The organism is Bacillus sp. T33-2 (genome assembly GCF_002860205.1).
GTDB lineage: Bacteria > Bacillota > Bacilli > Bacillales > Cytobacillaceae > T33-2.
This window is the reverse complement of sequence record NZ_PGVB01000012.1, coordinates 51,320-72,221: the sequence shown is the minus strand read 5'-3', so window position 1 is coordinate 72,221 and position 20,902 is coordinate 51,320. Positions and strand designations below refer to the sequence as shown.

Annotated in this window: 21 protein-coding genes and 3 pseudogenes; 20 read left to right on the top strand and 4 right to left on the bottom strand. The window is 43.3% G+C overall.

The annotated features are described in order from the left end of the window. Nucleotides 1-157: 157 nt before the first annotated feature. The 9 genes and pseudogenes from CVD19_RS10560 to CVD19_RS10525 all read left to right on the top strand — a co-directional run bounded on the left by CVD19_RS10560 (nucleotide 158) and on the right by CVD19_RS10525 (nucleotide 7,767). A complete protein-coding gene (locus tag CVD19_RS10560) occupies nucleotides 158-862 on the top strand; it encodes a response regulator transcription factor (protein ID WP_101581823.1) in 705 nt (234 codons plus the stop codon). Further along, complete coding sequence (locus CVD19_RS10555) at nucleotides 852-2,258, top strand: sensor histidine kinase (protein ID WP_101581822.1); 1,407 nt, start codon at nucleotides 852-854, stop codon at nucleotides 2,256-2,258. Before CVD19_RS10560 ends, CVD19_RS10555 begins: the two co-directional genes overlap by 11 nt. 147 nt (nucleotides 2,259-2,405) lie before the next feature. Further along, a complete protein-coding gene (locus CVD19_RS10550; RefSeq protein ID WP_180953589.1) occupies nucleotides 2,406-3,656 on the top strand; it encodes a S1C family serine protease in 1,251 nt (416 codons plus the stop codon). A 311-nt stretch (nucleotides 3,657-3,967) separates the two neighbouring features. Beyond that, the gene (locus CVD19_RS10545) at nucleotides 3,968-4,567 is read left to right on the top strand and encodes a CBO0543 family protein (protein WP_257985093.1); all 600 of its coding nucleotides are present in this window, start codon (nucleotides 3,968-3,970) and stop codon (nucleotides 4,565-4,567) included. Next, nucleotides 4,560-4,709 (top strand): hypothetical protein, encoded by a 150-nt coding sequence (locus tag CVD19_RS24705; protein WP_180953588.1) that lies wholly within the window; start codon nucleotides 4,560-4,562, stop codon nucleotides 4,707-4,709. Before CVD19_RS10545 ends, CVD19_RS24705 begins: the two co-directional genes overlap by 8 nt. 116 nt (nucleotides 4,710-4,825) lie before the next feature. Then, nucleotides 4,826-5,296: pseudogene (locus tag CVD19_RS10540) on the top strand (methionine ABC transporter permease); the annotation flags it as partial. A 29-nt stretch (nucleotides 5,297-5,325) separates the two neighbouring features. After that, on the top strand, nucleotides 5,326-6,156 hold the full coding sequence (locus tag CVD19_RS10535) for a MetQ/NlpA family ABC transporter substrate-binding protein (RefSeq protein WP_101581820.1): 831 nt from the start codon (nucleotides 5,326-5,328) through the stop codon (nucleotides 6,154-6,156). Between the two features lie 56 nt (nucleotides 6,157-6,212). Next, nucleotides 6,213-7,304, top strand: a complete 1,092-nt coding sequence (locus CVD19_RS10530; RefSeq protein WP_101581819.1) for an iron-containing alcohol dehydrogenase family protein — start codon at nucleotides 6,213-6,215, stop codon at nucleotides 7,302-7,304. 139 nt (nucleotides 7,305-7,443) lie between these two features. Further along, a complete protein-coding gene (locus CVD19_RS10525; RefSeq protein WP_101581818.1) occupies nucleotides 7,444-7,767 on the top strand; it encodes a nucleoside triphosphate pyrophosphohydrolase in 324 nt (107 codons plus the stop codon). Between the two features lie 64 nt (nucleotides 7,768-7,831). On the opposite strand, the gene CVD19_RS10520 is transcribed toward CVD19_RS10525, so the two are convergent. The 4 genes from CVD19_RS10520 to yfkAB form a co-directional block, all read right to left on the bottom strand. Further along, entirely contained in the window at nucleotides 7,832-8,365 is a 534-nt protein-coding gene (locus tag CVD19_RS10520) for a YceI family protein (RefSeq protein WP_101581817.1), read from the bottom strand. A gap of 208 nt (nucleotides 8,366-8,573) precedes the next feature. Next, nucleotides 8,574-9,350, bottom strand: coding sequence for a FixH family protein (locus CVD19_RS10515; RefSeq protein ID WP_180953587.1), 777 nt, complete (start codon nucleotides 9,348-9,350; stop codon nucleotides 8,574-8,576). Nucleotides 9,351-9,489: 139 nt separating this feature from the next. Continuing rightward, complete coding sequence (locus tag CVD19_RS10510; protein ID WP_101581815.1) at nucleotides 9,490-9,699, bottom strand: methionine aminopeptidase; 210 nt, start codon at nucleotides 9,697-9,699, stop codon at nucleotides 9,490-9,492. 161 nt (nucleotides 9,700-9,860) lie between these two features. After that, the gene (yfkAB, locus tag CVD19_RS10505; RefSeq protein ID WP_374702883.1) at nucleotides 9,861-10,985 is read right to left on the bottom strand and encodes a radical SAM/CxCxxxxC motif protein YfkAB; all 1,125 of its coding nucleotides are present in this window, start codon (nucleotides 10,983-10,985) and stop codon (nucleotides 9,861-9,863) included. Nucleotides 10,986-11,369: 384 nt separating this feature from the next. Here yfkAB and CVD19_RS10500 point away from each other — a divergent pair, with 384 nt between their 5' ends. From CVD19_RS10500 to CVD19_RS10455, 11 genes and pseudogenes are all read left to right on the top strand, one after another. Next, nucleotides 11,370-13,319 carry an LTA synthase family protein gene (locus CVD19_RS10500; protein WP_101581813.1) on the top strand — a complete coding sequence of 650 codons (1,950 nt, stop codon included), beginning with the start codon at nucleotides 11,370-11,372 and terminating at the stop codon, nucleotides 13,317-13,319. Nucleotides 13,320-13,462: 143 nt separating this feature from the next. Next, nucleotides 13,463-14,293, top strand: a complete 831-nt coding sequence (locus tag CVD19_RS10495) for an undecaprenyl-diphosphate phosphatase (RefSeq protein ID WP_101581812.1) — start codon at nucleotides 13,463-13,465, stop codon at nucleotides 14,291-14,293. Nucleotides 14,294-14,389: 96 nt separating this feature from the next. Next, complete coding sequence (locus CVD19_RS24700; RefSeq protein ID WP_180953586.1) at nucleotides 14,390-14,557, top strand: hypothetical protein; 168 nt, start codon at nucleotides 14,390-14,392, stop codon at nucleotides 14,555-14,557. Beyond that, nucleotides 14,558-15,414 (top strand): annotated as a pseudogene (locus tag CVD19_RS10490) (iron-containing alcohol dehydrogenase); the annotation flags it as partial. Nucleotides 15,415-15,588: 174 nt separating this feature from the next. Further along, nucleotides 15,589-15,960 carry a hypothetical protein gene (locus CVD19_RS10485; RefSeq protein ID WP_101581811.1) on the top strand — a complete coding sequence of 124 codons (372 nt, stop codon included), beginning with the start codon at nucleotides 15,589-15,591 and terminating at the stop codon, nucleotides 15,958-15,960. Between the two features lie 72 nt (nucleotides 15,961-16,032). Beyond that, nucleotides 16,033-16,362: a hypothetical protein gene (locus tag CVD19_RS10480; RefSeq protein WP_101581810.1), complete on the top strand. Its 330-nt coding sequence runs from the start codon at nucleotides 16,033-16,035 to the stop codon at nucleotides 16,360-16,362. 325 nt (nucleotides 16,363-16,687) lie between these two features. Continuing rightward, a pseudogene (locus CVD19_RS10475) lies at nucleotides 16,688-17,510 on the top strand (formate/nitrite transporter family protein). After that, a complete protein-coding gene (locus CVD19_RS10470) occupies nucleotides 17,510-17,743 on the top strand; it encodes a DUF3147 family protein (protein WP_101581809.1) in 234 nt (77 codons plus the stop codon). The pseudogene CVD19_RS10475 and the gene CVD19_RS10470 overlap by 1 nt, the downstream one beginning before the upstream one ends. Before the next feature lie 319 nt (nucleotides 17,744-18,062). Then, entirely contained in the window at nucleotides 18,063-18,662 is a 600-nt protein-coding gene (locus CVD19_RS10465; RefSeq protein WP_180953585.1) for a cell wall hydrolase, read from the top strand. Between the two features lie 143 nt (nucleotides 18,663-18,805). Continuing rightward, nucleotides 18,806-19,189 (top strand): phasin family protein, encoded by a 384-nt coding sequence (locus tag CVD19_RS10460; protein ID WP_101581808.1) that lies wholly within the window; start codon nucleotides 18,806-18,808, stop codon nucleotides 19,187-19,189. Between the two features lie 24 nt (nucleotides 19,190-19,213). Continuing rightward, the gene (locus tag CVD19_RS10455) at nucleotides 19,214-20,875 is read left to right on the top strand and encodes an ABC1 kinase family protein (protein WP_180953584.1); all 1,662 of its coding nucleotides are present in this window, start codon (nucleotides 19,214-19,216) and stop codon (nucleotides 20,873-20,875) included. Nucleotides 20,876-20,902 lie beyond the last annotated feature (27 nt).

Genomic DNA, 20,902 nt, shown 5'->3' with positions numbered 1-20,902 from the left:
CATTTTGGGGGACAAAATTATGAAAAAATTATGGCGAAATCATTAACAAATCGGGAAGACGGAACAACGGAGTTGATTAATTATGAAATTCGTTTTAAGTTGGAATTAAAAGAACCGGGAAACTATTCAGTTTTTCTTATACAGGAGTGGAGTTAATTTGAAGATTTTGGTGATTGAGGATAATGAAAGTGTTTGCTCCATGATTGAAATGTTTTTCTTGAAAGAAGGCATTGAGGGGGAGTTTGTGAACAATGGCCTTGAAGGATATAACCGGTATAAAGCAGGAAGCTGGGACGCACTGATCATTGATTGGATGCTGCCAGGGATGGACGGTGTGACCTTGTGCAGAAAAATCAGGCAAGAAAAAAGTACCGTGCCGATCATCATGCTGACAGCAAAGGACAGTGAATCCGACCAGGTCCTTGGGCTCGAAATGGGAGCTGATGATTATGTGACAAAGCCTTTCAGCCCGCTTGCACTGATGGCCAGGATCAAGGCGGTTACCCGGAGATACAACAGCATCAAAAACGAAAATGCAGAAACCGGTGTTTTGGAGACCAGGCATTTTAAAATTAGTACAGTTATGAGGGAAGTGCATTTAAATGGCGTGCCAATCACCAACCTTACACCGAAGGAATTTGACCTGCTATATTATTTTGCCCAGCATCCGCGCCAGGTTTTTTCAAGGGAACAGCTGCTTGAAAGGGTTTGGGGATACCAATTTTATGGGGATGAGCGCACCGTGGATGTCCATATAAAAAGGCTGAGGAAAAAAGTCGGGACGCCGAGCCAGCCGTTTTTTCACACAGTGTGGGGAGTAGGCTACAAGTTTGACGAGACGGTGGGCAAGGATGAAAGTTAAATATTTTTACCAGCAGTTCATCAGCCATATCAGCATCATCATCGTGGCCTTCCTGGTGTTAAGTCTGATTTTTGCGCATTATATCGATGATCTGGTCTACCAGTATAAAGCTGAGGAATTACGCTCATACGGAGAAAATATCCTGGGGGAGCTGGAACAGGGCCGTGAAGACCCAAAACAAGTACTGCGCAGGTATAGCCAGGTGTTGTCAGGAAGAAACATACAATTCAGCCTCTTCAACGCAAATTCGGAAATTATCATGCAGTCCGGCAGAGGTACACCCAATCCGGAGATTTCTGAAAAGGTATGGCAACAAATCACGAAGGGCGAGCCTGTGGTCGTAAAAAGCGACCTTGAAATGTTTGGCCAGGGGGTTACATTTGTCCTTTTGCCATCCATGCAAAACGGGGAATTGCTCTATGGAATCTTGCTGGCATCGCCTATCAGCGGTTCCCGGGAAATGATCAGCCAGATCAACCAGTATTTATTTTATACGGTGTTAGTGGCTCTTGCCGTCTCGCTGTTGCTCAGCTGGATTTTGTCGAAAATTCATGTGAATCGGATTAAAAGGATCCAGGAAGCCACGTCCATGGTTTCAGCCGGCGATTATTCAGTTAATATCCCGGCATCCAATTTTGACGAAATCGGTGAACTGGCCGGGGATTTTAATCATATGGTGGCCAAACTAAAGGCCTCCAGGGAAGAAATTGAAAGCCTGGAAAACAGAAGAAGGCAGTTTATTGCCGATGTTTCACATGAGCTCCGAACACCGTTGACCACTATAAGCGGGGTAATAGAAGGGTTAAGGAGTGACATGATACCTGAGGGTGAGAAGGAAAAAGGCATCCAGCTGGTCAGCCAGGAAACGAAACGGTTAATCCGGCTTGTCAATGAGAATCTGGATTATGAAAAAATCAGGTCGAATCAAGTCAAGCTGAACAAAGAAGAAATCCAGCTGATAGAAGTACTTGAAATTATCCAGGAACAATTGGAAAATCAGGCCGCTGAAAAAAATAACAGGATCATCGTTGAAGCTCCAAACAACCTGCATGTCTTCGCGGACTATGACAGGCTGTTGCAAATACTGATTAACATCACGAAAAACGGTATCCAGTTTACTGAGGATGGAACGATCTCGTTAAGGGGAATAGAGGATGATCGGGAAACCGTGATCGAAATCGAAGATACGGGTGCCGGGATTGATCTAGCTGAAATAGAAAACATATGGCGCCGTTTTTACAAGGCTGAAGTATCAAGGACGACAAATCCGTACGGAGAATTTGGGCTGGGATTGTCAATCGTAAAACAATTAGTCCAGCTTCATGATGGGAAAATTGAAGTAAGCAGCGAAAAGGGGAGAGGAACGAAGTTTGTCATAAGGCTGCCAGCCAAATAAAAACTGCGGGGTATCCTGCAGTTTTTTTCTATATCCATTATTTTCACTAACGTTCCCGTTGTTTTACAAGTTTGTTAATAATTTGTTCATATTTCATGGCTAAGATAAAGACATGGAAATAACAACGGAAACTGTAAGGAGGAAACAATGATGATAGATCTGGAAAAGACAGAAGATATTCAAAGCAGGGAGTCCGTCAAGCGCGAGAATAACCGAGTGAGGAAAGGAAAGGGATTTTTATCCACGATAACAGCGGGAGTAATCGGTTCATTATTGACCCTCGCTGTAGCCCCGAATACACCTTATTTCCAAAATTATTATTCACAGGCAGAACAGAAATCAGCCGCTATTGCCGGGCAGGCCAAATCTGATGGCAGTCCAGTAAATGCTATACCTGTAAAAACATCAGCAAAAAGTGATTCAGCTTCATTAGCAGACATCGTGGAACAGGCATCGAAAGCGATTGTAGGCGTCGTAAATGTGAAGCAGCTTCAGAATCCGCATTTTTCAGGCAGCTCCCAGGCACCGGAAAGCGGCTCAGGGTCTGGTGTCATTTTTAAAAAGACAACCGACAGTGCCTATATTGTGACAAACAACCATGTCATCGAAGGGGCTTCCCAGATAGAAATTTCATTATATAACGGAGAAAAAACGACAGCCGAATTAATTGGCGCAGATGCACTGACCGATCTCGCAGTATTGAAGGTAGATTCAAAATTCGCACCAGCAATTCTGGAATTTGGTGATTCCTCAGGCTTAAGGCCAGGGGATCAGGTGCTTGCGATCGGAAATCCTCTCGGGCTGGAACTGTCACGCACAGTTACCCAGGGAATCATCAGTGCAACAAACCGGTCCATCCCTGTGTCCACGTCAGCAGGTAATTGGGAGCTGAACGTCATCCAGACTGACGCCGCAATCAACCCTGGAAATAGCGGAGGGGCCCTTATCAACACTGAAGGCAAAGTTGTAGGGATCAACAGTCTAAAAATCTCGGAAAACGGAGTAGAAGGGCTTGGATTTGCCATCCCAACCAATGATGTAGTGCCTATCGTGAATGAGATTATTGATGATGGCCAGGTCAAACGGCCGTATATCGGGGTGAGTTTGGCAGATGTGGCTGAAGTTCCCCGGCAGTACCTCCAAAACCTCCCCGACAATGTTGGCGGAGGGACAATGGTCACTTATATTGATGGAGATTCCGCCGCATCGAAAGCCGGGCTTCAGGTGAATGACATCATCATTTCAATTGATGACACAAACGTCACGAACTCCAGCGAGTTAAGAAAATATTTATATTCTAAAGTGAAAATAGGAGATGAAATCACGTTAAAAGTCTATCGCCAAGGTAAGCTCACCACTGTGAAGGTCAAACTCACTGGCCAAAATGTGACAGACTAACTCCATATCCAAAAAAGGAAAGGAAGCATCCGGCTTCCTTTTCTTATGTATTGAGGACAGAGTCTAATATCATCTTTTCTTATGGTTCCTTAGTCGCAAAGCCGATTAGAACCCCTCTAATGGACAAATTGAAGGAATTCATTCCCTCGAGTAAAGCCCGTTACACCTCTCCTAATTTGAATAACTGGTCGACTGGTTTATAAGAAAATCAAAATAATTGAGCTTCAACGGAAATATAGGAAAATTTTCGAATGAAAAGTACATAATAACAAACATGGGCTCCTATTCACAAAACAAAAGGATGAGGCGGTTTGGGTTATTCAGACAGAGAAATGGTGGAAGTGAGGCGAATTGAAGACCAACTGTTGATGCTCGACAAAGCTGACTGGCTTAAGGATGAGTTTCTTACATGGAATTGGTGGGTGCTCGTCGCATTTTTAATTATTCCCTGGCTCATTTGGATTGTAGTTTCCAGACGTGAAACAATCGTTGAGGATTTGTTGGTTGGGACGAACATCATGCTTATCACCTTTATTCTTGACGTTGTAGGCTTGCAATTATCTTTATGGGAATACCCGATTAAATTAATACCCCTGAATCCGCGTGCCTGGTCGTTCGACCTGTCCATGGTGCCTGTGGCCTTTATGTTGTTATACCAATACTTTACAACCTGGAAAAGCTATATTGCCGCCCTATTGCTGATGGCGGCCATGTATGCTTTCATAGGTGAACCCTTTTCAGAGTGGGTGCAGTTTGTCCATTACATAAAGTGGAATTATTTTTATTCGTTTTTTTATTACATTGCAGCCGGCATTTCAGTAAGAATGATTGTATTGAAACTGGTGGCAGTTTCTAAACGTGGAACCTCGGCTAAAAAAACATCCCTGCATAGGGGAGAGGAAAATGCCTAACCCATCGGGGATTAGGCTTTTCCATGTCGTCGACACATCTTTGTCAATAAATCAAAAGTTAAAAATAAAAACAGATAATGGAGAGGTTATGATGATTGCGGATAGCAATCTGGTTTACAATTCTGAGGATCAGCAGAATTGAGGTTTATCGAAATATTCCTTTTTTTAAAAAAAAGCATTCTGGCTGAACAGAAAGTAACGGTCTTGGAGGGCCTGATGTTGCGTCTCAAGCAGATTGGATGTGAATACTAAACTATTATGGTCCGGTCCATTCCGTTCATTATTTTATTGATTGCACTCCTGCCATTGGCCAACCTGATTGCAGGAACAACGATCGGGCCGACAGCCGCCTCTGTATCATTGTCTGTGGCCGCGATTCCATTCTTTGCAAGGATTGTCGAGCAGTCACTACGCGATATCGACAAAGGCGTGATTGAAGCGGCAGTTGCTGTTGGGGCTTCTCCATGGATGATCATAAAAGATGTCCTGATTCCTGAAGCAAAACCAGGTATTGTTCAGGGTGTAACCCTGACCATCATCAGTCTGGTCGCCTACTCTGCGATGGCAGGGATCGTTGGCGGCGGCGGAGTCGGTGACCTGGCAATCCGTTTTGGATATTACCGGTATGACAACACTGTCATGCTTACAACCGTTATCATCCTAATTTGCTTAGTACAGATCATCCAGCTCGCTGGTGACCGAATAGCAAGATTAGTAGATAAAAGATAAATATTTTATAAAAAATGGGGGTTAAAAACATGAAGAAATTAGCATTATTACTGCTGCTGCTTGTTTCATTTGGCATACTGGCAGCATGCGGAAGCGAGGATGCAGCATCGTCCGGCGAAAAGAAAGAAGAAAAGAAACAAGTGACATTCGGTGCCACTTCCGGCCCATATACCGATATGGTCAACAAAGCAATCAAACCTGTTCTTGAGGAAAAAGGGTATGAAGTAAAAGTAGTCGAATTCAGTGACTACATCCAGCCTAACCTCGCTTTGTCAAAGGGAGATCTTGATGCGAACCTGTTCCAGCATAAAGTGTACTTGGAGAACTTTGCAAAAGAGAAGAATCTTGAGCTTTCAGAATTGATTTCTGTGCCGACAGCACCGATGGGAATCTACTCCAAGAAATTCAAATCCCTTGATGTAGTGGCCGAGGGTGCATCAATCGCAGTTCCGAACGATCCAACAAACGCGGCACGCGCATTCCTTATCCTTGAGGACGCAGGGCTCATTAAACTGAATCCAGATGCAGACCCATTGACCGTATCTGAAAAGGATCTCCAGGATAATGCCAAAAACCTTCAATTCAAGCCAATTGAAGCGGCACAGCTTCCGCGTGCGGTCGACAGTGTTGACCTGTCTGCAGTCCCGGGCAACTTTGCACTTGCTGCCAAAATGGATCTGCTTGATGCATTGCAGCTGGAAGATATGCCAGACCAATACCGAAATCGAGTAGCAATCAATACGAAAGACAAGGATGCACAGTTTGCAAAAGACATTAAAGAGGCTGTCGAGTCAGCGGATTTTGAAAAAGTAATTGATGAAGAATTTAAAGGCTTTGGAAAGCCTGAGTGGATGGAATAACATTGATTGGGCGCCGATGCAAATCGGCGTTATTTTATATAGCGGAGTGATCGGACATGCATGGAATCGAAGTTCGCGGGGCCCCTTCCTTTTATGCCTGTGAACCTGGAATATTGGACAAAAGGGAAGACCTGCTGGCCAGCGGCAATATAACGAACTGCCTTGTCGTTCATGGCGAGAAATCATGGGAAGCCGTGAAACCTTATTTTCCGGAAAAAACAAATAAATTGGGCTTTACTTTTCAAAGGTATAACGGAGAAGTGACTTTAGCGGAAATCGGGAGAATCTCGAAGCTCGCCAAGGCAGGACATTTTGATGCCATCGTTGGAATTGGGGGAGGCAAGGTACTTGATTTAGTCAAGGCAGCCGGACATGAATCGCAGCTTGATGTTGTCCTCATTCCCACATTGGCTTCAACATGTGCAGCCTGGACCCCGTTAAGCGTCATTTATGACGAAAATGGACAATTTACGCATTATACAATTTTCCCGAGAAGCTCGCTGTATGTATTGTTTGAACCACGGGCAGTGCTTGCCTCGCCTGTCAGGTATTTCATTGCAGGAATAGCGGATACACTGGCGAAGTGGTATGAAGCACACTGCATCATCAGGCAATTGCCGGAAAATCCGCTCGTTGTTGAAATTGCACATCAAACTGCAAGGCTGTGCAAAGAGGTGTTGCTTCAAACTGGAGAGCAGGCAGTTAATGACCTCACTGAACAGCAGTTAACACCAGCTTTGATAAAGGTGCTGGAAACAAACATTGCTGCCGGGGGCATGGTTGGAGGGTTTGGCGACAGCTATGCGCGGATAGCCGGAGCCCATGCGATTCATAACGGCTTGACGACACAAAAAGAAACGCATCATCTACTACACGGTGAAAAAGTAGCCTACGGCATCCTTGTTCAGCTGGCAATGGAGCATCAGTGGCACGAGATAAAAAAACTAATACCATTTTACCGGTCCCTAAACCTGCCTGTGTCATTAGATGATATTGGTTTTAAACACAGTGATGTGGAAAAACTGATGGCTGTTGCCGAGGCCGCAACCGTACCTGGTGAATCAATCCATAGCATGGAAGGCGATATGACAGCAGAACACGTGTTTCAGACCTTGCTTTCGCTGGACCGTGTTGTTCAACAAAGCTAATTGCATGTTCCCTTGCATCCATTTCCATTAATAATAGGGCATTTATTTGGTAAATTCCCGCTATCTGTTTAGAACACATCATTTTCGTTTAAATAACAATATAGGTTTATTAACATTGTTGTTTAAAGGAGCAGAGCAGATGCGAAGGGACTATAACAAAATCGTCAGAGATAAAATACCCGAGCTGCTTAAAAAGCAGGGGAAAAGCTGCGAAGTGCAAGTATTAAGTGATAAAGAATATATATTGAAGCTAAAAGAGAAGCTGAAGGAAGACACTGACCAGTTCCTTAATGCACATGAGAGCCAGAATATTGGAGAAATGGCGGATATCATCGAAGTGATTTATGCAATTGCAGAGCACAGGGGCATTACTGAAGCTGAAGTGGATTTCACAAGGCAAATAAAGCGGAAGCAGCGCGGCGGTTTTAAAAAACGGATTCTCCTGAAATCAGTCAGTGAATGACCAGATTTCCCTACTTAGCAAAAATGCAGATACCCATGGGCATCTGCATTTTTGTATATATTTACTATTCAGCTTTTACTGCCTGGATTTCAAAGGAAATTTTTACTTTATCGCCAACAAGCACTCCGCCTGTTTCTAATGCTGCATTCCAAACGAGGCCGTAATCACTGCGGTTGAAGGTTCCTGCACCGCTGAAAGCCACTTTTTCATTGCCCCATGGATCTTTCCCCTGGCCTTCAAAAGTTACTGTCAATGTTTCTGTCTTTGTTACATCGCGAATTGTCAAATCCCCGGTAACTTCATACTCATCTTCGCCCTTCTTAACAATATTTGTAGCATTAAATGTCATTGAAGGATATTTTTCTGCATCGAAGAAGTCCCCTGAGCGCAGGTGATTATCCCGATCGTCATTGCGGGTATCAACACTTGCTGCATCAACAGTTACGTTAATAGCTGCAGTAGTTAAATCTGCAGGATCTGCTTCAATGGATGCATCAAATTTATTGAAGGATCCCTTCACATTCGAAATCATCATGTGTTTAATTGAAAAGTCGACGCCACTGTGTGTTGGATCAATTGCCCATTTTGTTTTTGCCATCATTAATCTCCTCCGCTTTGTTGTTTAAAATTTTATCTCGGTTTCAAGATAACTTAATTCAAGATAAATTATATGATGTGCAGGTATGTACTGTCAATTATTTATTTCGAATTTTTACAATATGTTTACACGGGAATTTTCAAATGGGCTGCAATGGGGAAAAAAATAGCCTCCATTGCTGGAAAGCTATTTCATTGTATATTCATTATTATTTAACAGTGATGGTTTCTTCCAAGTGGTCATGAATTTCTGCTTTTTTGACATGGATTGTTATGTTATAGAGTCCCGGTGAAGAAAAAGTTTTAGCCACTTTATACTCGCCTTTGCCAGCTTCGGCAGCATCGACATATTCATGCTTTTGCTGGCCTTCCTGCCATATTTCGAAGCTCACTTCTGCTTCGGTTAAAGGCTCGCTGCCGCTCGTTATATGAGCAACCAATGTGGCGTCCTTATTTACCTGGTATGCTGCTTCTTTTGGAAATTCAATTGATAGTTGGCTGTGCCCATGTTCATGGCTGCTTCCGTGATCATGGTTTGAGTCATGCGATTCTTCGTGGCTTGATTCTTCAGCTGGTTGAATTGGGTTTCCGACCGTGATTTCCTTAGATGGCATCGTATGCATGTCACGGGCAGTCACATGGGCTGTAATCTTGTACGTTCCTTCTTCAAGCCTTTTGGATATTGCATATACCCCTTTGCCCCGGTGAGAACCATCCACCATTTCGTGCTGGGCGTTGCCAGCTTTGGCTATCTCGAATTTTACTTCATCAGCATCTTCAACTGCTTTTCCATTTTGGGAAACAACCGCTTCAATGGTAATATCCTCATTTGGCTTCAATTCTGATGGGGAGAGCCTGATCTCCACCTCTACCATGGCTGGTGCTTCTTCATTTGATGAAGCTTTGTCAGGCTCGTCCTTTTTGCTGGAACAAGCTGCAATCAACAGTAATAACATTAAAATAAGCAAGTATTTTGATTTTTTCATGACTGTTCTCCTTGAATTTAGAAATCTATGCCCCCTTATTTTACCCGATAACAAGCTTAACGGCGACACAATTATTGCTATGATGGTTGCTTCTTGAAAACAGCCGTGATGAAAAGAAAAAGAACGCCTGAAGCGTTCCTTACCGGTATTGGTACCAGTCGACATATAGCCCGCTGCCGTTGCAGCCAGAGCAATTATAGGGGTTGGAATAGAAGACGTATTCGCTGGCGGGGTAAGTAATAAACCCCCTGCCGCGGCAGTCAGGACATTTATTCTGTGCTTTCATATTGGAAATATGGTTCTCATACCTTGCAGATTTCCATTCATTAAAAGCATTCAGTAATCCCATGTTTTTCACCTCGAGCTTTTTTACTTATTATTTCCAATATATGTATCTTGATGTTAAAGGGTGAAAAAAATGGGCGTATATTTTGCAAATCAATAGGCTGGTGTATCAATCAAACTCAGTAGCAATGGTGCAGAGATGTGCAAAAAACAAAAAAATGCCGGCTAGCGGCATTTAATTTTAGCTTTTTGCTGTTTAAAATTTACTTCTTTATAATAGCTGTTTTTAACGAGGACATTTGGCCCGAGGCATCTTGCTTCCGGACAGTGGCAGCTGAGGGAATCTGAAAGCTCTGTTCCAGTCCAGGATTGGTAAACGTCCTCAAGCCGGTCTGTTTGGATGTTTCCAAGTGCAGGTGTATCGCCAAAGTCCGTGACAATGACATCGCCGGTGAAAATATTGACATTCAGCCTGGACCGCCCATCAGGATCATTTCTTACAGTCACGTTTTTCTCCGAGAAGAGCCGCTGTATTAGTTCCAGGTCTTCAGGTTTGCTGCTGCATGCATAAAATGGCAGTGTCCCAAACAGCATCCATACATTTGGATCCCGGATATCGAGCAGGTGATGGATGGCGGTGCGGATTTCATCCAGTGACAGGCTTTCGAGTGCCGAAGCAAAATCTGAAGGGTACATTGGATGCACCTCATGCCTCTTGCACCGCATTTCATCCGTCACTTGCCTGTGGATGTTTTCGAGATGAGGCAAGGTACGCTTGTTTAACATCGTTTCGGCCGACACCATGACATTGCTCTCAGAGAGGATCCTGCTGTTTTCAATCATCCTGTAAAAAAGCATTTCCCTTTGTTTTATCGATGGCTTTCTTTCCATCATCGCAAAGCCTCCCTCGATAAATTCCTCTACCGTCCCCCAATTATGGGAGATATGTAACACATCCAAATAAGGGATTATTTTTTCGTACTGGCTAATATCAATGGTAAGATTAGAATTTATTTGAGTACGCACACCGCGGTCATTTGCATATTTGAGCAGCGGCACAACATAATTTGCTACCGATTTTTTCGACAGCATCGGTTCGCCGCCGGTTATGCTCAGCGACCTCAGGGCAGGAATTTCATCCAATCTCTTTAAAATCAGGTCAATCGGCAGCCCCTCAGGGTCTTTCGTCTGTAAAGTGTATCCGACAGCACAATGCTCACAGCGCATATTGCATAATGTAGTGGTAGTAAACTCGATATTGGAAAGCACCTGCTTCCCATGCTGGTCGATGTCCATATAGGCTTCCCATGGGTCAAATTCCGGGCTTATTTGGATTTTCGGTTCAATCATCATTTTTTTCATTTCTCCTTTGCTTAATCCCTTGTAATTATTAAAGGAATAGAGAGATTAGTCAATCATGGATTTGTTTGTTCGTATCAGTCGAATAGAACTTCTCTAACGCCCTTATCAAGGAATTAATTGTGCCTAAAGTCGAATAGAACCCGTCAAATCGACCCAATGCCTACATGCATGGCTTGACCGGGAAAATGTTCTATTTCAGTCGAAAAGCCTTTCTTTTTTATTCCATTAATATATAATGGACAAATAATAAAAAATAGGGTATAGTTTATTTTTGGCTCACGATCATGATATCCTTTTATTACTATTTTTTCAGAAAACATTTTGCACAGACAATAAAACAAAAAAGTTTCGAGTACTGAAGGTGTTGATAAAATGAAGAATTTCTTTATTAAAAGAAAACATATACTAAATGAATATAGAGGCTTTTTCCTTTTGGCTGTCATAATGCTTTGGATGAAAACCTATGCGGCCCAGGTGACCGCGTTCAATTTAGGTATTGATAATTTCATGCAGAAGTTATTGTTGTTTATCAATCCGTTAGGTTCATCGATTTTATTCCTGGGACTCACCTTTTTAATAAAAGGCCGGAAGAAATATTTATGGCTTATTATTATTGACTTTATTATGACTTTCATCTTATATGCCAATGTTTTGTATTATCGGTTCTTTAACGATTTCATTACGCTTCCAACCCTGACCCAGACACAGAACTTTGGTGATGTCAGCGGGAGTGTACCATCGCTGATAAAACCTTATGACGTCTTATATTTTGTGGATATCGCTGTCTTGATCATACTGCTTGCAACCCGTTTAGTAAAAATGGATGCAAACATGTTCCATCGCCGCAGGGTTGCTGCCATTTTCATGGCCGGCCTGGCGATTTCAGCAGCCAACCTGGGCCTGGCCGAACAAGACCGTCCACAGCTGTTGACTAGGACGTTTGACCGTAACTACATTGTAAAATACCTCGGTATGTACAATTATACAATTTACGATGCCGTCCAGAGCACAAAAGCGTCAGCCCAGCGTGTTATGGCAGACAGCAATGATATTACCGAAGTTACAAACTATACAAGATCAAATTATGCGAGCCCGAACCCTGAATATTTTGGAAAAGCCAAGGGCAGGAATGTGATTTATCTCCACTTGGAATCAATGCAAAACTTTCTTATTGATTACCAGCTGAATGGGGAAGAAGTTACACCGTTTCTCAATTCGCTTGCAAAGGATTCGAGCACGTTTTACTTTGATAATTTCTTCCATCAGACTGCGCAGGGTAAAACATCTGACGCTGAATTCATGCTCGAAAACTCATTATATGGCTTGCCGCAAGGATCGGCGTTCTCGACCAAGGGACTTAATACGTACCAGGCAGCTCCAGCTATTTTAGGACAGCAGGGTTACACGTCAGCTGTTTTCCACGGGAATACTGGCTCGTTCTGGAACCGTGACGAGATCTATAAGTCATTTGGCTACGATAAATTTTTTGACTCCCGTTTTTATGATATGAAGCCTGAAAATGTGGCGAATTACGGGTTGAAGGACAAGCCGTTTTTCAAGGAATCGATTCCGTTGCTTCAATCCTTGCAACAACCGTTCTATACAAAATTCATCATGCTGTCCAACCATTATCCTTATCCGATTGCACCAGAGGAGGCAACAATTGCCCCTCATACGACAGGCGATAAATCGGTGGATTCTTATTTCCAGACAGCCCGTTATTCGGACGAGGCACTTGAAGAGTTTTTCGGATATTTGAAGGAAGCAGGATTGTATGAGAACTCCATCTTTGTAATGTACGGTGATCACTACGGTATATCCGAAAACCACAATAAAGCCATGGAGCAGGTTTTGGGGAAAGAAATAACCCCTGTTGAGAATGCCGGCCTGCAGCGAGTGCCATTATTGATTCACGTTCCGGGTGTAACTGGTGGAACGATGCATCAATACGGCGGCCAAATTGACCTTCTGCCGACACTTCTTCACTTGCTTGGCATTGAATCCAAGAATTATGTCCAGTTTGGTTCAGATTTATTATCACCCGGACATGAACAGCTTGTGCCATTCAGGGATGGTGATTTCGTTAGCCCGACTGTTACTTCTGTAAACGATAAGTACTATGACACTAATACAGGAGAGCTGCTTAAAAAGAACGAGGAGATCGTTCAGCTGAAGAATATCGTTGAACACCAGTTAGACCTGTCCGATAAAGTAGTCAATGGTGACCTGTTACGTTTTTATACTCCAGAAAACTTTGTACCGGTCGACCGTTCAAAATATGATTATAAATTAGCGGAAGATAAGCAATCGAAATTAGAATAGTCCAGATATTCAGCCTGCCTGGAAACTGTATTTCACGGCAGGCTTCTTTTATTTAACTTAGGGTTAAAAAACAGTACTGGTTTATGTTATACTAGAACTGTTTTTTATTTGACGAGATTGCAATCGTTTTAGGAGTGAATATATTGTTTGATTTATGGCATATTATAACGGCCTTTATTTTGGGGCTGGTCGAAGGTTTAACAGAGTTTGCTCCGGTATCATCAACCGGGCATATGATTATCGTTGACGACATGTGGTTACACTCTAAGGAGCTTTTCTCTGGACCTGTTGCAAATACATTCAAAGTTGTGATACAGCTTGGCTCTATTCTGGCTGTCATTGTGGTTTTCAAGGACCGATTCATCAACATGCTCCATCTTTCACGGGACAAGGCTTCAGATGCCGGAAACAAACTAAAGCTCTCACAGGTAATTGTCGGCATCATCCCTGCAGGTATCCTTGGCTTTTTAGTGGAAGATTATATCGACGAATATTTATTTTCTGTAGAAACCGTTTTGATCGGCCTTGTAGTCGGTGCAGTATTAATGATCATCGCTGACCGCTACCAAATCAAAAACAGCGGCATAACAGAAACAGTAGATCAAATTACGTACAAGCAAGCATTTGGAATGGGGTTGTTCCAGTGCATCGGGCTGTGGCCGGGGTTTTCCAGGTCCGGGTCAACCATTTCCGGCGGTGTCCTTCTTGGCATGAGCCATCGTGCAGCATCTGATTTCACGTTCATCATGGCAGTACCGGTCATGGCAGGTGCAAGCGGGTTATCGCTCATCAAAAACTGGCAGTATTTCACAGTTGATGCGTTGCCTTTCTTCGTTGCCGGGTTTATCAGTGCGTTTATTTTTGCGCTTGTCTCGATCCGATTTTTCCTGAAATTAATCAATAGAGTGAAGCTCACACCGTTTGCGATCTACCGGATTGTCGTGGCACTTGTCCTCCTCATTCTCATTTCATAGTTTCATAGTAAAAAGCCTGGTTTTCAATATGGGAATCAGGCTTTTTTGCATAAAAGCATTGTTTCAACAAAAACTAGCAGCAGGAGGTTGAGACGGATGACAAAAGAAAACGGTCGGAAAAACCAAGGTAATGCAGACGACGTAAAGGGAGCGGAAGGGAGTTTGCTGCCTGTACGAGTGAGCGAGGATAATCGGGATCCATTTTTGATTGAGGGCAAGGGGGATCCAAACCTTTCGCCGGATGCTGGCAGGCCCCTTATTTAGGAGCATTCCGTAAAATATCCGAATCTTGGTGTGAAGGCACAGTTTGTTGCTATTCCGACTACATCGGGAACCGGTTCTGAGGTTACGCATCATTCTCTGTGATCACGGATAAAAAAGCCAACATTAAATACCCGCTTGCAGACTATGAATTGACACCTGACGTCGCGATTATCGACCCTCAGTTCGTCATGACTGTGCCAAAGCATATTACTGCTGATACTGGCATGGACGTGCTGACACACGCGATTGAAGCATATGTTTCCTGCATGGCGAATGATTATACAGACGGTTTGGCGATGAAAGCGATCCAGCTCGTGTTTGAATATCTGCCAAGAGCTTACAGAAACGGTTCGGATGAATTGGCACGCGAAAAAATGCATAATGCATCGACGATTGCCGGAATGGCATTTTCCAATGCGTTCCTCGGCATCAACCACAGCCTTGCACATAAACTCGGTGCAGAGTTCCATATCGCACATGGACGGGCAAATACGATCCTGATGCCGCACGTGATCCGTTACAATGCAACTAAACCGACAAAATTCGTTGCCTTCCCTAAATACAAGAATTTCATCGACGACCAGCGCTATGCAGAAATAGCCCGGACGCTCGGCTTGCCGGCACGAACTGCTGAAGAAGGGGTGGAAAGCCTCATCCAGGCGGTCATCAAGCTGGCAAAAGAACTTGACATTCCGATGAGCATTGAAGGAAACGGTGTTGAAAAAGCTGATTTTGAAAGGAAAGTCGATTTCCTGGCTGACAAAGCATTTGAAGATCAATGCACAACTGCTAATCCAAAGCTTCCGTTAGTGTCTGAGCTGGCAGAAATCTACCGCCAGGCGTTCAAGGGTGTGTAAGTTTTTAAGTAAAGGAAGAGCTGCCTGTTTCCAGTTCGTCATGGAGACAGGCAGCTTTTTTTGTAAAGGCTTACCCGGATTTTGTCTAAAATGTGCGAATGCAGGGGTGCTTTTGTCCAAACCCGGTATGGGGTCAATGAATAACTTGATATTACGAAGAAAGGAGGGAAAACAATGAGCCGAGTATGGAGAAACCGAGGTGCATCGGGCAATAATCAGTCTTACAGCCGTAACAACAATTCTGATAATGATTCAAGGTCCGAGGTGGATTTTGAAAACGATGTAGATGTAGATGTTGACAACGACAATGATAATGATAACGAGAACGAAAACGAGTTAAAGAATTCTAATAGAAACAAAAACTTCGCTAAAATCGAAAACAGCGGAAATTCCAAAGTCCATATCGACATCGATGTCGATTCAGAATCAGAATCTGATTCCAGAGCAAGAGTACGCGCCCGTGCTAATGCTGAACAGGATCAAGAATCAGACCAGGACCAAGACCAGAACCAGGAGCAGGACCAGAACCAGGATATCGAAGACTAAGTTTGACATAGGTGGGGTATCAAGGCCATATCCCGCCTTAATTCATTATTATTCCTAAGGAGCGGAGTTGTTATGGGCAGATTCACTAATAATCACTCATCCTCAGAAAATGAGATAGATGCCTTGATTTCGGATGTAACTTCGAATCATTCCACAATTGGCCACAGCGGCAATTCCGATGTTGATGTGAATGTCCAAGTTCATGTAGATACAATGGCAATCGCCTACGCGATTTTATGTGCAATGCTGGGCACGAACAGAATGACAAATTCTGAATTTGAGTCTGCTGTGCAAAAGCTGGAAGAGTTGACGAACAGGCATAAAGACAGAGTAATGCAAAGCCAAAATGATGTCTCAAAGGTTACACTATTCGATCAGTACAAAGCCCGGAGAAGATCGTAAATTCATTCTTCTCCGTTACATATTTTAACGATATCCAAATGTTCTAATAGACGTTATGCAAAGGAATCGCTTAATTTTGTCTAATAGAAGGGATCTAACGGACTTACATAGAGACAATGTCCTTAATTTTGCCATTTAAGCGTTCATGCCGCATCTTCAACAAATTAACCGTCACGCTTGCCTTGTAACCGATTCAAAAACCTTTGAAAAATGTTCACATCGCTATCGCGAAAAAAGCTGTAAAATTAACCAGATTGATAGTTGTGAAATATATCACAAATGGTCGATGCATGAATACTATGTATGTGAAAGGATTTGATCCTAAATGTCATATTACAAGCCCGAGCAAATTACAGAAATGACAATTGAAACAGGCATTAAGAAAACGAAATACCCTTTGACGACAATTGCCATATTGGGCTTCCAGGCAGGGGCATTCATTGCGCTTGCATATTTGCTCTACATCCGGGTAACTGCTACATTGCCCGAAAATATAGAGGGGCTGAGTGCCATTATCGGCGCATCCGTTTTCCCGGTAGGGCTTATCCTCACATTAATTGCGGGCGGGGAATTGCTGACAGGGAACATGATGGCAGCACCACTCGCGCGGTTTGCAAAAAAAATCTCCACGAGGCAAGTAATTTCGAACTGGGGACTGGTTGCCTTCTTTAACTTTGTCGGGGCCTTATTTGTTGCCTATTTATTCGGGCATGTCCTTGGGCTTACTGAAATCGGCCCATATCTTGAGAAGACAGTCAGTGTTGCCGAGCATAAATTGTCGGCTAACTCTGCAGTCTTTTATTTCCGGGATTGGCTGCAACTGGCTGGTTGCGGCAGCGGTGTGGCTGTCATACGGATCGAAAGATATCATTGGAAAGGTTGCCGGCTTCTGGTTTCCGACAATGACTTTCGTTGCAATTGGCTTCCAGCACGTAGTAGCTAATATGTTCGTAATACCTGCGGCGATTTTTGCCGGACATTTTAGCTGGTTTGAATACATAGATAACTTTATTCCTGTATTTTTAGGGAATGCGGTCGGCGGTTCTGTATTTGTTGCGATGGCTTACTGGTTTGCCTATAAAAAGCCCGCTAACGTAATCAAGGAACCACAGCATGGACTCACCGTTTTGAAAAGGGGCCGATTGTAGTGGGTGAACTATCTGCTGCGGCATGGGCCATCCGGTTTCTTTTGGGCGGAACTGCTGTGCTCGCATCAACGGTGCTGGCGAAAAAGCTGGGTGAAAAAACAGGCGGGATTTGCGCTGCGTTTCCGGCCGTATATCTTGCTGCATTGCTGACAGTCCAGCTCGACTTTGGAGGGGAAGAACTAATTGCCCATTCGATTGTACGATCAAAAGGAGCTATTCTATCCTCAAATTAGGTAAAAATAACGAATCCAAACGTACAACGAGGGCTTTTCTTTTTTCGGGAGGAATGGCTGGTGTTCTCTGTCTGAGGCCATTTTCCGTATGTAACATTATTGAAATAGTCTGTAAAAAACAAGCCTTTAATTGACACTCATGTTTAATATAGGAAAAAAGTCTCAGCTGGTTCATAATACCAGTTTAAACTTAAAGGCATTGATAACATGGGTTTGAGGAGCCTCAACAATGAATGCCAGTTTTTGGATAATGATAGAGTGTGTTACAACTGGTAGCCTTGTAATAGAGAGAAAGCAAGACTGCTAGGAGGATTTAGGAATGAACAAGATTAAGAAACTAGTAATTGGATCAATGCTGTTATTATCATCATTCTTTGTAATGAGTCCCCAGTCTGAAGCGGCTGGAAATACACACAGGGTACAGCCTGGTGAAACTTACTGGAAAATTGCCAACAAGTACGGAATGCCAACGGCCTATTTAAAAAGGGCAAATAATGCCATGACAAACCAAGTATTCATTGGACAAAACCTGCGCATCCCGAATTACCAGGTTTCGGAGGCAGATAAAGATCTTATTGCCCACATTGTACATGCAGAGGCAAAAGGTGAACCATATGCAGGGAAAGTGGCAGTTGCAACCGTGATTCTTAATAGAGTCGCAAGCCCTGATTTTCCTGACACAGTGAAAAGTGTAATTTACCAGAAAGTAAATGGACATTATGCGTTTACACCGGTACAGGACGGATCCTTTAACCAGGAGCCAGACGCAGCTTCTAGAAGAGCGGTAAATGAAGCACTTGCTTTTAGAGGGCAAGGAAATGGTTCGTTATTTTTCTATAATCCAAAAACTTCCGTCAGTGACTGGATTTTCTCCCGCCAGGTTACTGTGACAATCGGCAAGCACAGATTTGCAAAATAATAGTTTCATAGCAAAGAGCTTGGAATTAGTTCCAGGCTCTTTTTTTCTGCGTTTCCAAAAATTTTTTCAATATATTTGTGGGTAGGTATTCCTGTTTTAGGGTATTAAACTTAAAAGAATTCAATACTTAGGAGGAAATAACCATGAATGAGTTGATAAAAAAAGGTTTTATGCTAGGAGTTGGCGCGGCTGTCTATGGAAAGGAAAGACTGGAGGAGACGCTCACAAAGCTTGTGGAAAAGGGACAGATGTCGTCGGTAGAAGCTAATTCCCTATTGGACGATTTCTTCAAAAAAGGGGAACAAAAAAGTGAAAGCTGGAACCAGGAGTTCAGGACAATGGCAACGAACCAGTTGAAAGAGCTTGGTTTCGTTACAAGGGAAGAATTGGATGCTGTTCAGGCACAATTAACTTTTTTGAAGGAAGAATTGCAGCTCCAACGGGACACGTTCCATACAGAAAAGCCCGAGACTAATGGTGAAAGTCCAGTTGCCTCACCAAATATTTATGATCCAGATAATAAATAACAGACAGGTGATTCAATGCATAAAATGAGACGGTTAAAAAGATATAGAGAAATTGTGTCCATCCTTGTAAAATATGGGTTTGGCTATTTGGTCCAGGAGGTAGGGCTGGTAAATTTATTATCGTTCACAGACCGGCTTACTGCTGATTTGCAGAGGGGAAACGCCCATGAAACAGCAAGCCGGGTCCGCTCCCTTTTAGAGGAGCTCGGCCCAACCTTCATCAAACTTGGACAGCTCCTTAGTATCAGGAGCGACCTTTTGCCGCGAGAAATCATTTTGGAATTAGAAAAACTCCAGGATGATGTGCCTCCTGTGCCTATCGAAGAAATAAAGCAGAAAATTAATCAGGAATTGGGTAGTCTCCCTGAAAAAATATTTCTGTCATTTAACGATGAATACGTAGCCGCCGCTTCAATTGGCCAGGTTCACGAGGCCGTTCTGCCTTCAGGGGAGAAAGTGATGGTGAAGGTACAGCGCCCCCATATCAAAGAGACAATTTATGCAGATCTTGAAATATTGGGTGACATTGCAAGGCTCATTGAAAATCATTATGACTGGGCGCAGGACTACCGCGTCACTGAAATGGTGGAAGAGCTGGCATCATCCATTAAGAGGGAACTTGATTATATTGAAGAAGGCCGGAACACGGAAACCATCAAGCTGCAGTTTGAAGGGAATCAAGGTATCAAGGTACCTTCCATTTACTGGGACTTTACGACTTCCGAGATACTGACGATGGAAAAAATTGATGGTGTAAAGTTATCCGGCAGTTCCTCCGAAATTCCTGAAAAAGAAGACAAAAGGAAAATCGCGGATCTATTGGTTGAAGCGTTTGTTACCCAAATCCTCAGGGAAGGATTTTTCCACGGCGATCCCCACCCAGGAAACATACTTTACATGCCTGAAACCGAACAGCTTGCCTTTATTGATTTTGGCCAGGTTGGCAGGTTATCTGAAGACACGAGATACGATGTCACGACCTTGATGATCGGGTTGATGAAGGAAGATACAGGCCTGTTGGTAAAAGCGATATACCGTTTTGCGGACGTCCCGTCTTCCCTAGATGAAAAACGATTTTATGACGATGTCCACAGAATCCGCCGGAAATTCAGCGATGTTCCTCTCGGGGAATTAAATGTGGGATTGACGATCAACGAATTATTCGCAACTGCCCAAAACCATCGAATCCTCATACCAACAGATTTAACGATGCTGGGGAAAACCCTTATGACAGTGGAAGGTATCATTTCAGATATTGACCCGTCATTAAGCTTGCTGGGTCTGGCAAAACCTTATGGGGAACAGCTCTTTCGAGAAAGATATGACCCGATTAAAATCGGCAAGCGGTTGTGGCACAACGCCCGTGATATTTCCGGAACGCTTAGGAACATACCCAAACAAGTCGAGGATGTGCTGAAAAAAACCTCAGACGGGGATCTGAAGGTCGAAATCGGCCTGTATGACATTAACAGGATTTTTCATAAATTTGACCGCATCAGCAACCAGATTTCCTTTAGCATCACTCTTTTGGCCTTCAGTATTGTTGTATTGGGACTGATAATTGGTGCTACGTTGGGAGATGGAACATTTTTCACCAGAATACCCGCAGTGGAGGTTGGATTTGTTATAGCTTTTGCAATGTTTCTATGGATCATTTATTCAATTATCAGGTCAGGCCGGTTTTAATATGGATTAACTTTTGTTTCACAGGGG

Coding starts and splice junctions, on each gene's coding strand:
- CVD19_RS10555 (WP_101581822.1), top strand. CDS start 852: ATGAAAGTTAAATATTTTTACCAGCAGTTCATCAGCCATATCAGCATC.
- CVD19_RS10550 (WP_180953589.1), top strand. CDS start 2,406: ATGATGATAGATCTGGAAAAGACAGAAGATATTCAAAGCAGGGAGTCC.
- CVD19_RS24705 (WP_180953588.1), top strand. CDS start 4,560: ATGCCTAACCCATCGGGGATTAGGCTTTTCCATGTCGTCGACACATCT.
- CVD19_RS10535 (WP_101581820.1), top strand. CDS start 5,326: ATGAAGAAATTAGCATTATTACTGCTGCTGCTTGTTTCATTTGGCATA.
- CVD19_RS10530 (WP_101581819.1), top strand. CDS start 6,213: ATGCATGGAATCGAAGTTCGCGGGGCCCCTTCCTTTTATGCCTGTGAA.
- CVD19_RS10525 (WP_101581818.1), top strand. CDS start 7,444: ATGCGAAGGGACTATAACAAAATCGTCAGAGATAAAATACCCGAGCTG.
- CVD19_RS10520 (WP_101581817.1), bottom strand. CDS start 8,365: ATGGCAAAAACAAAATGGGCAATTGATCCAACACACAGTGGCGTCGAC.
- CVD19_RS10515 (WP_180953587.1), bottom strand. CDS start 9,350: ATGAAAAAATCAAAATACTTGCTTATTTTAATGTTATTACTGTTGATT.
- CVD19_RS10510 (WP_101581815.1), bottom strand. CDS start 9,699: ATGGGATTACTGAATGCTTTTAATGAATGGAAATCTGCAAGGTATGAG.
- yfkAB (WP_374702883.1), bottom strand. CDS start 10,985: ATGATTGAACCGAAAATCCAAATAAGCCCGGAATTTGACCCATGGGAA.
- CVD19_RS10500 (WP_101581813.1), top strand. CDS start 11,370: ATGAAGAATTTCTTTATTAAAAGAAAACATATACTAAATGAATATAGA.
- CVD19_RS24700 (WP_180953586.1), top strand. CDS start 14,390: ATGACAAAAGAAAACGGTCGGAAAAACCAAGGTAATGCAGACGACGTA.
- CVD19_RS10485 (WP_101581811.1), top strand. CDS start 15,589: ATGAGCCGAGTATGGAGAAACCGAGGTGCATCGGGCAATAATCAGTCT.
- CVD19_RS10480 (WP_101581810.1), top strand. CDS start 16,033: ATGGGCAGATTCACTAATAATCACTCATCCTCAGAAAATGAGATAGAT.
- CVD19_RS10465 (WP_180953585.1), top strand. CDS start 18,063: ATGAACAAGATTAAGAAACTAGTAATTGGATCAATGCTGTTATTATCA.
- CVD19_RS10460 (WP_101581808.1), top strand. CDS start 18,806: ATGAATGAGTTGATAAAAAAAGGTTTTATGCTAGGAGTTGGCGCGGCT.
- CVD19_RS10455 (WP_180953584.1), top strand. CDS start 19,214: ATGAGACGGTTAAAAAGATATAGAGAAATTGTGTCCATCCTTGTAAAA.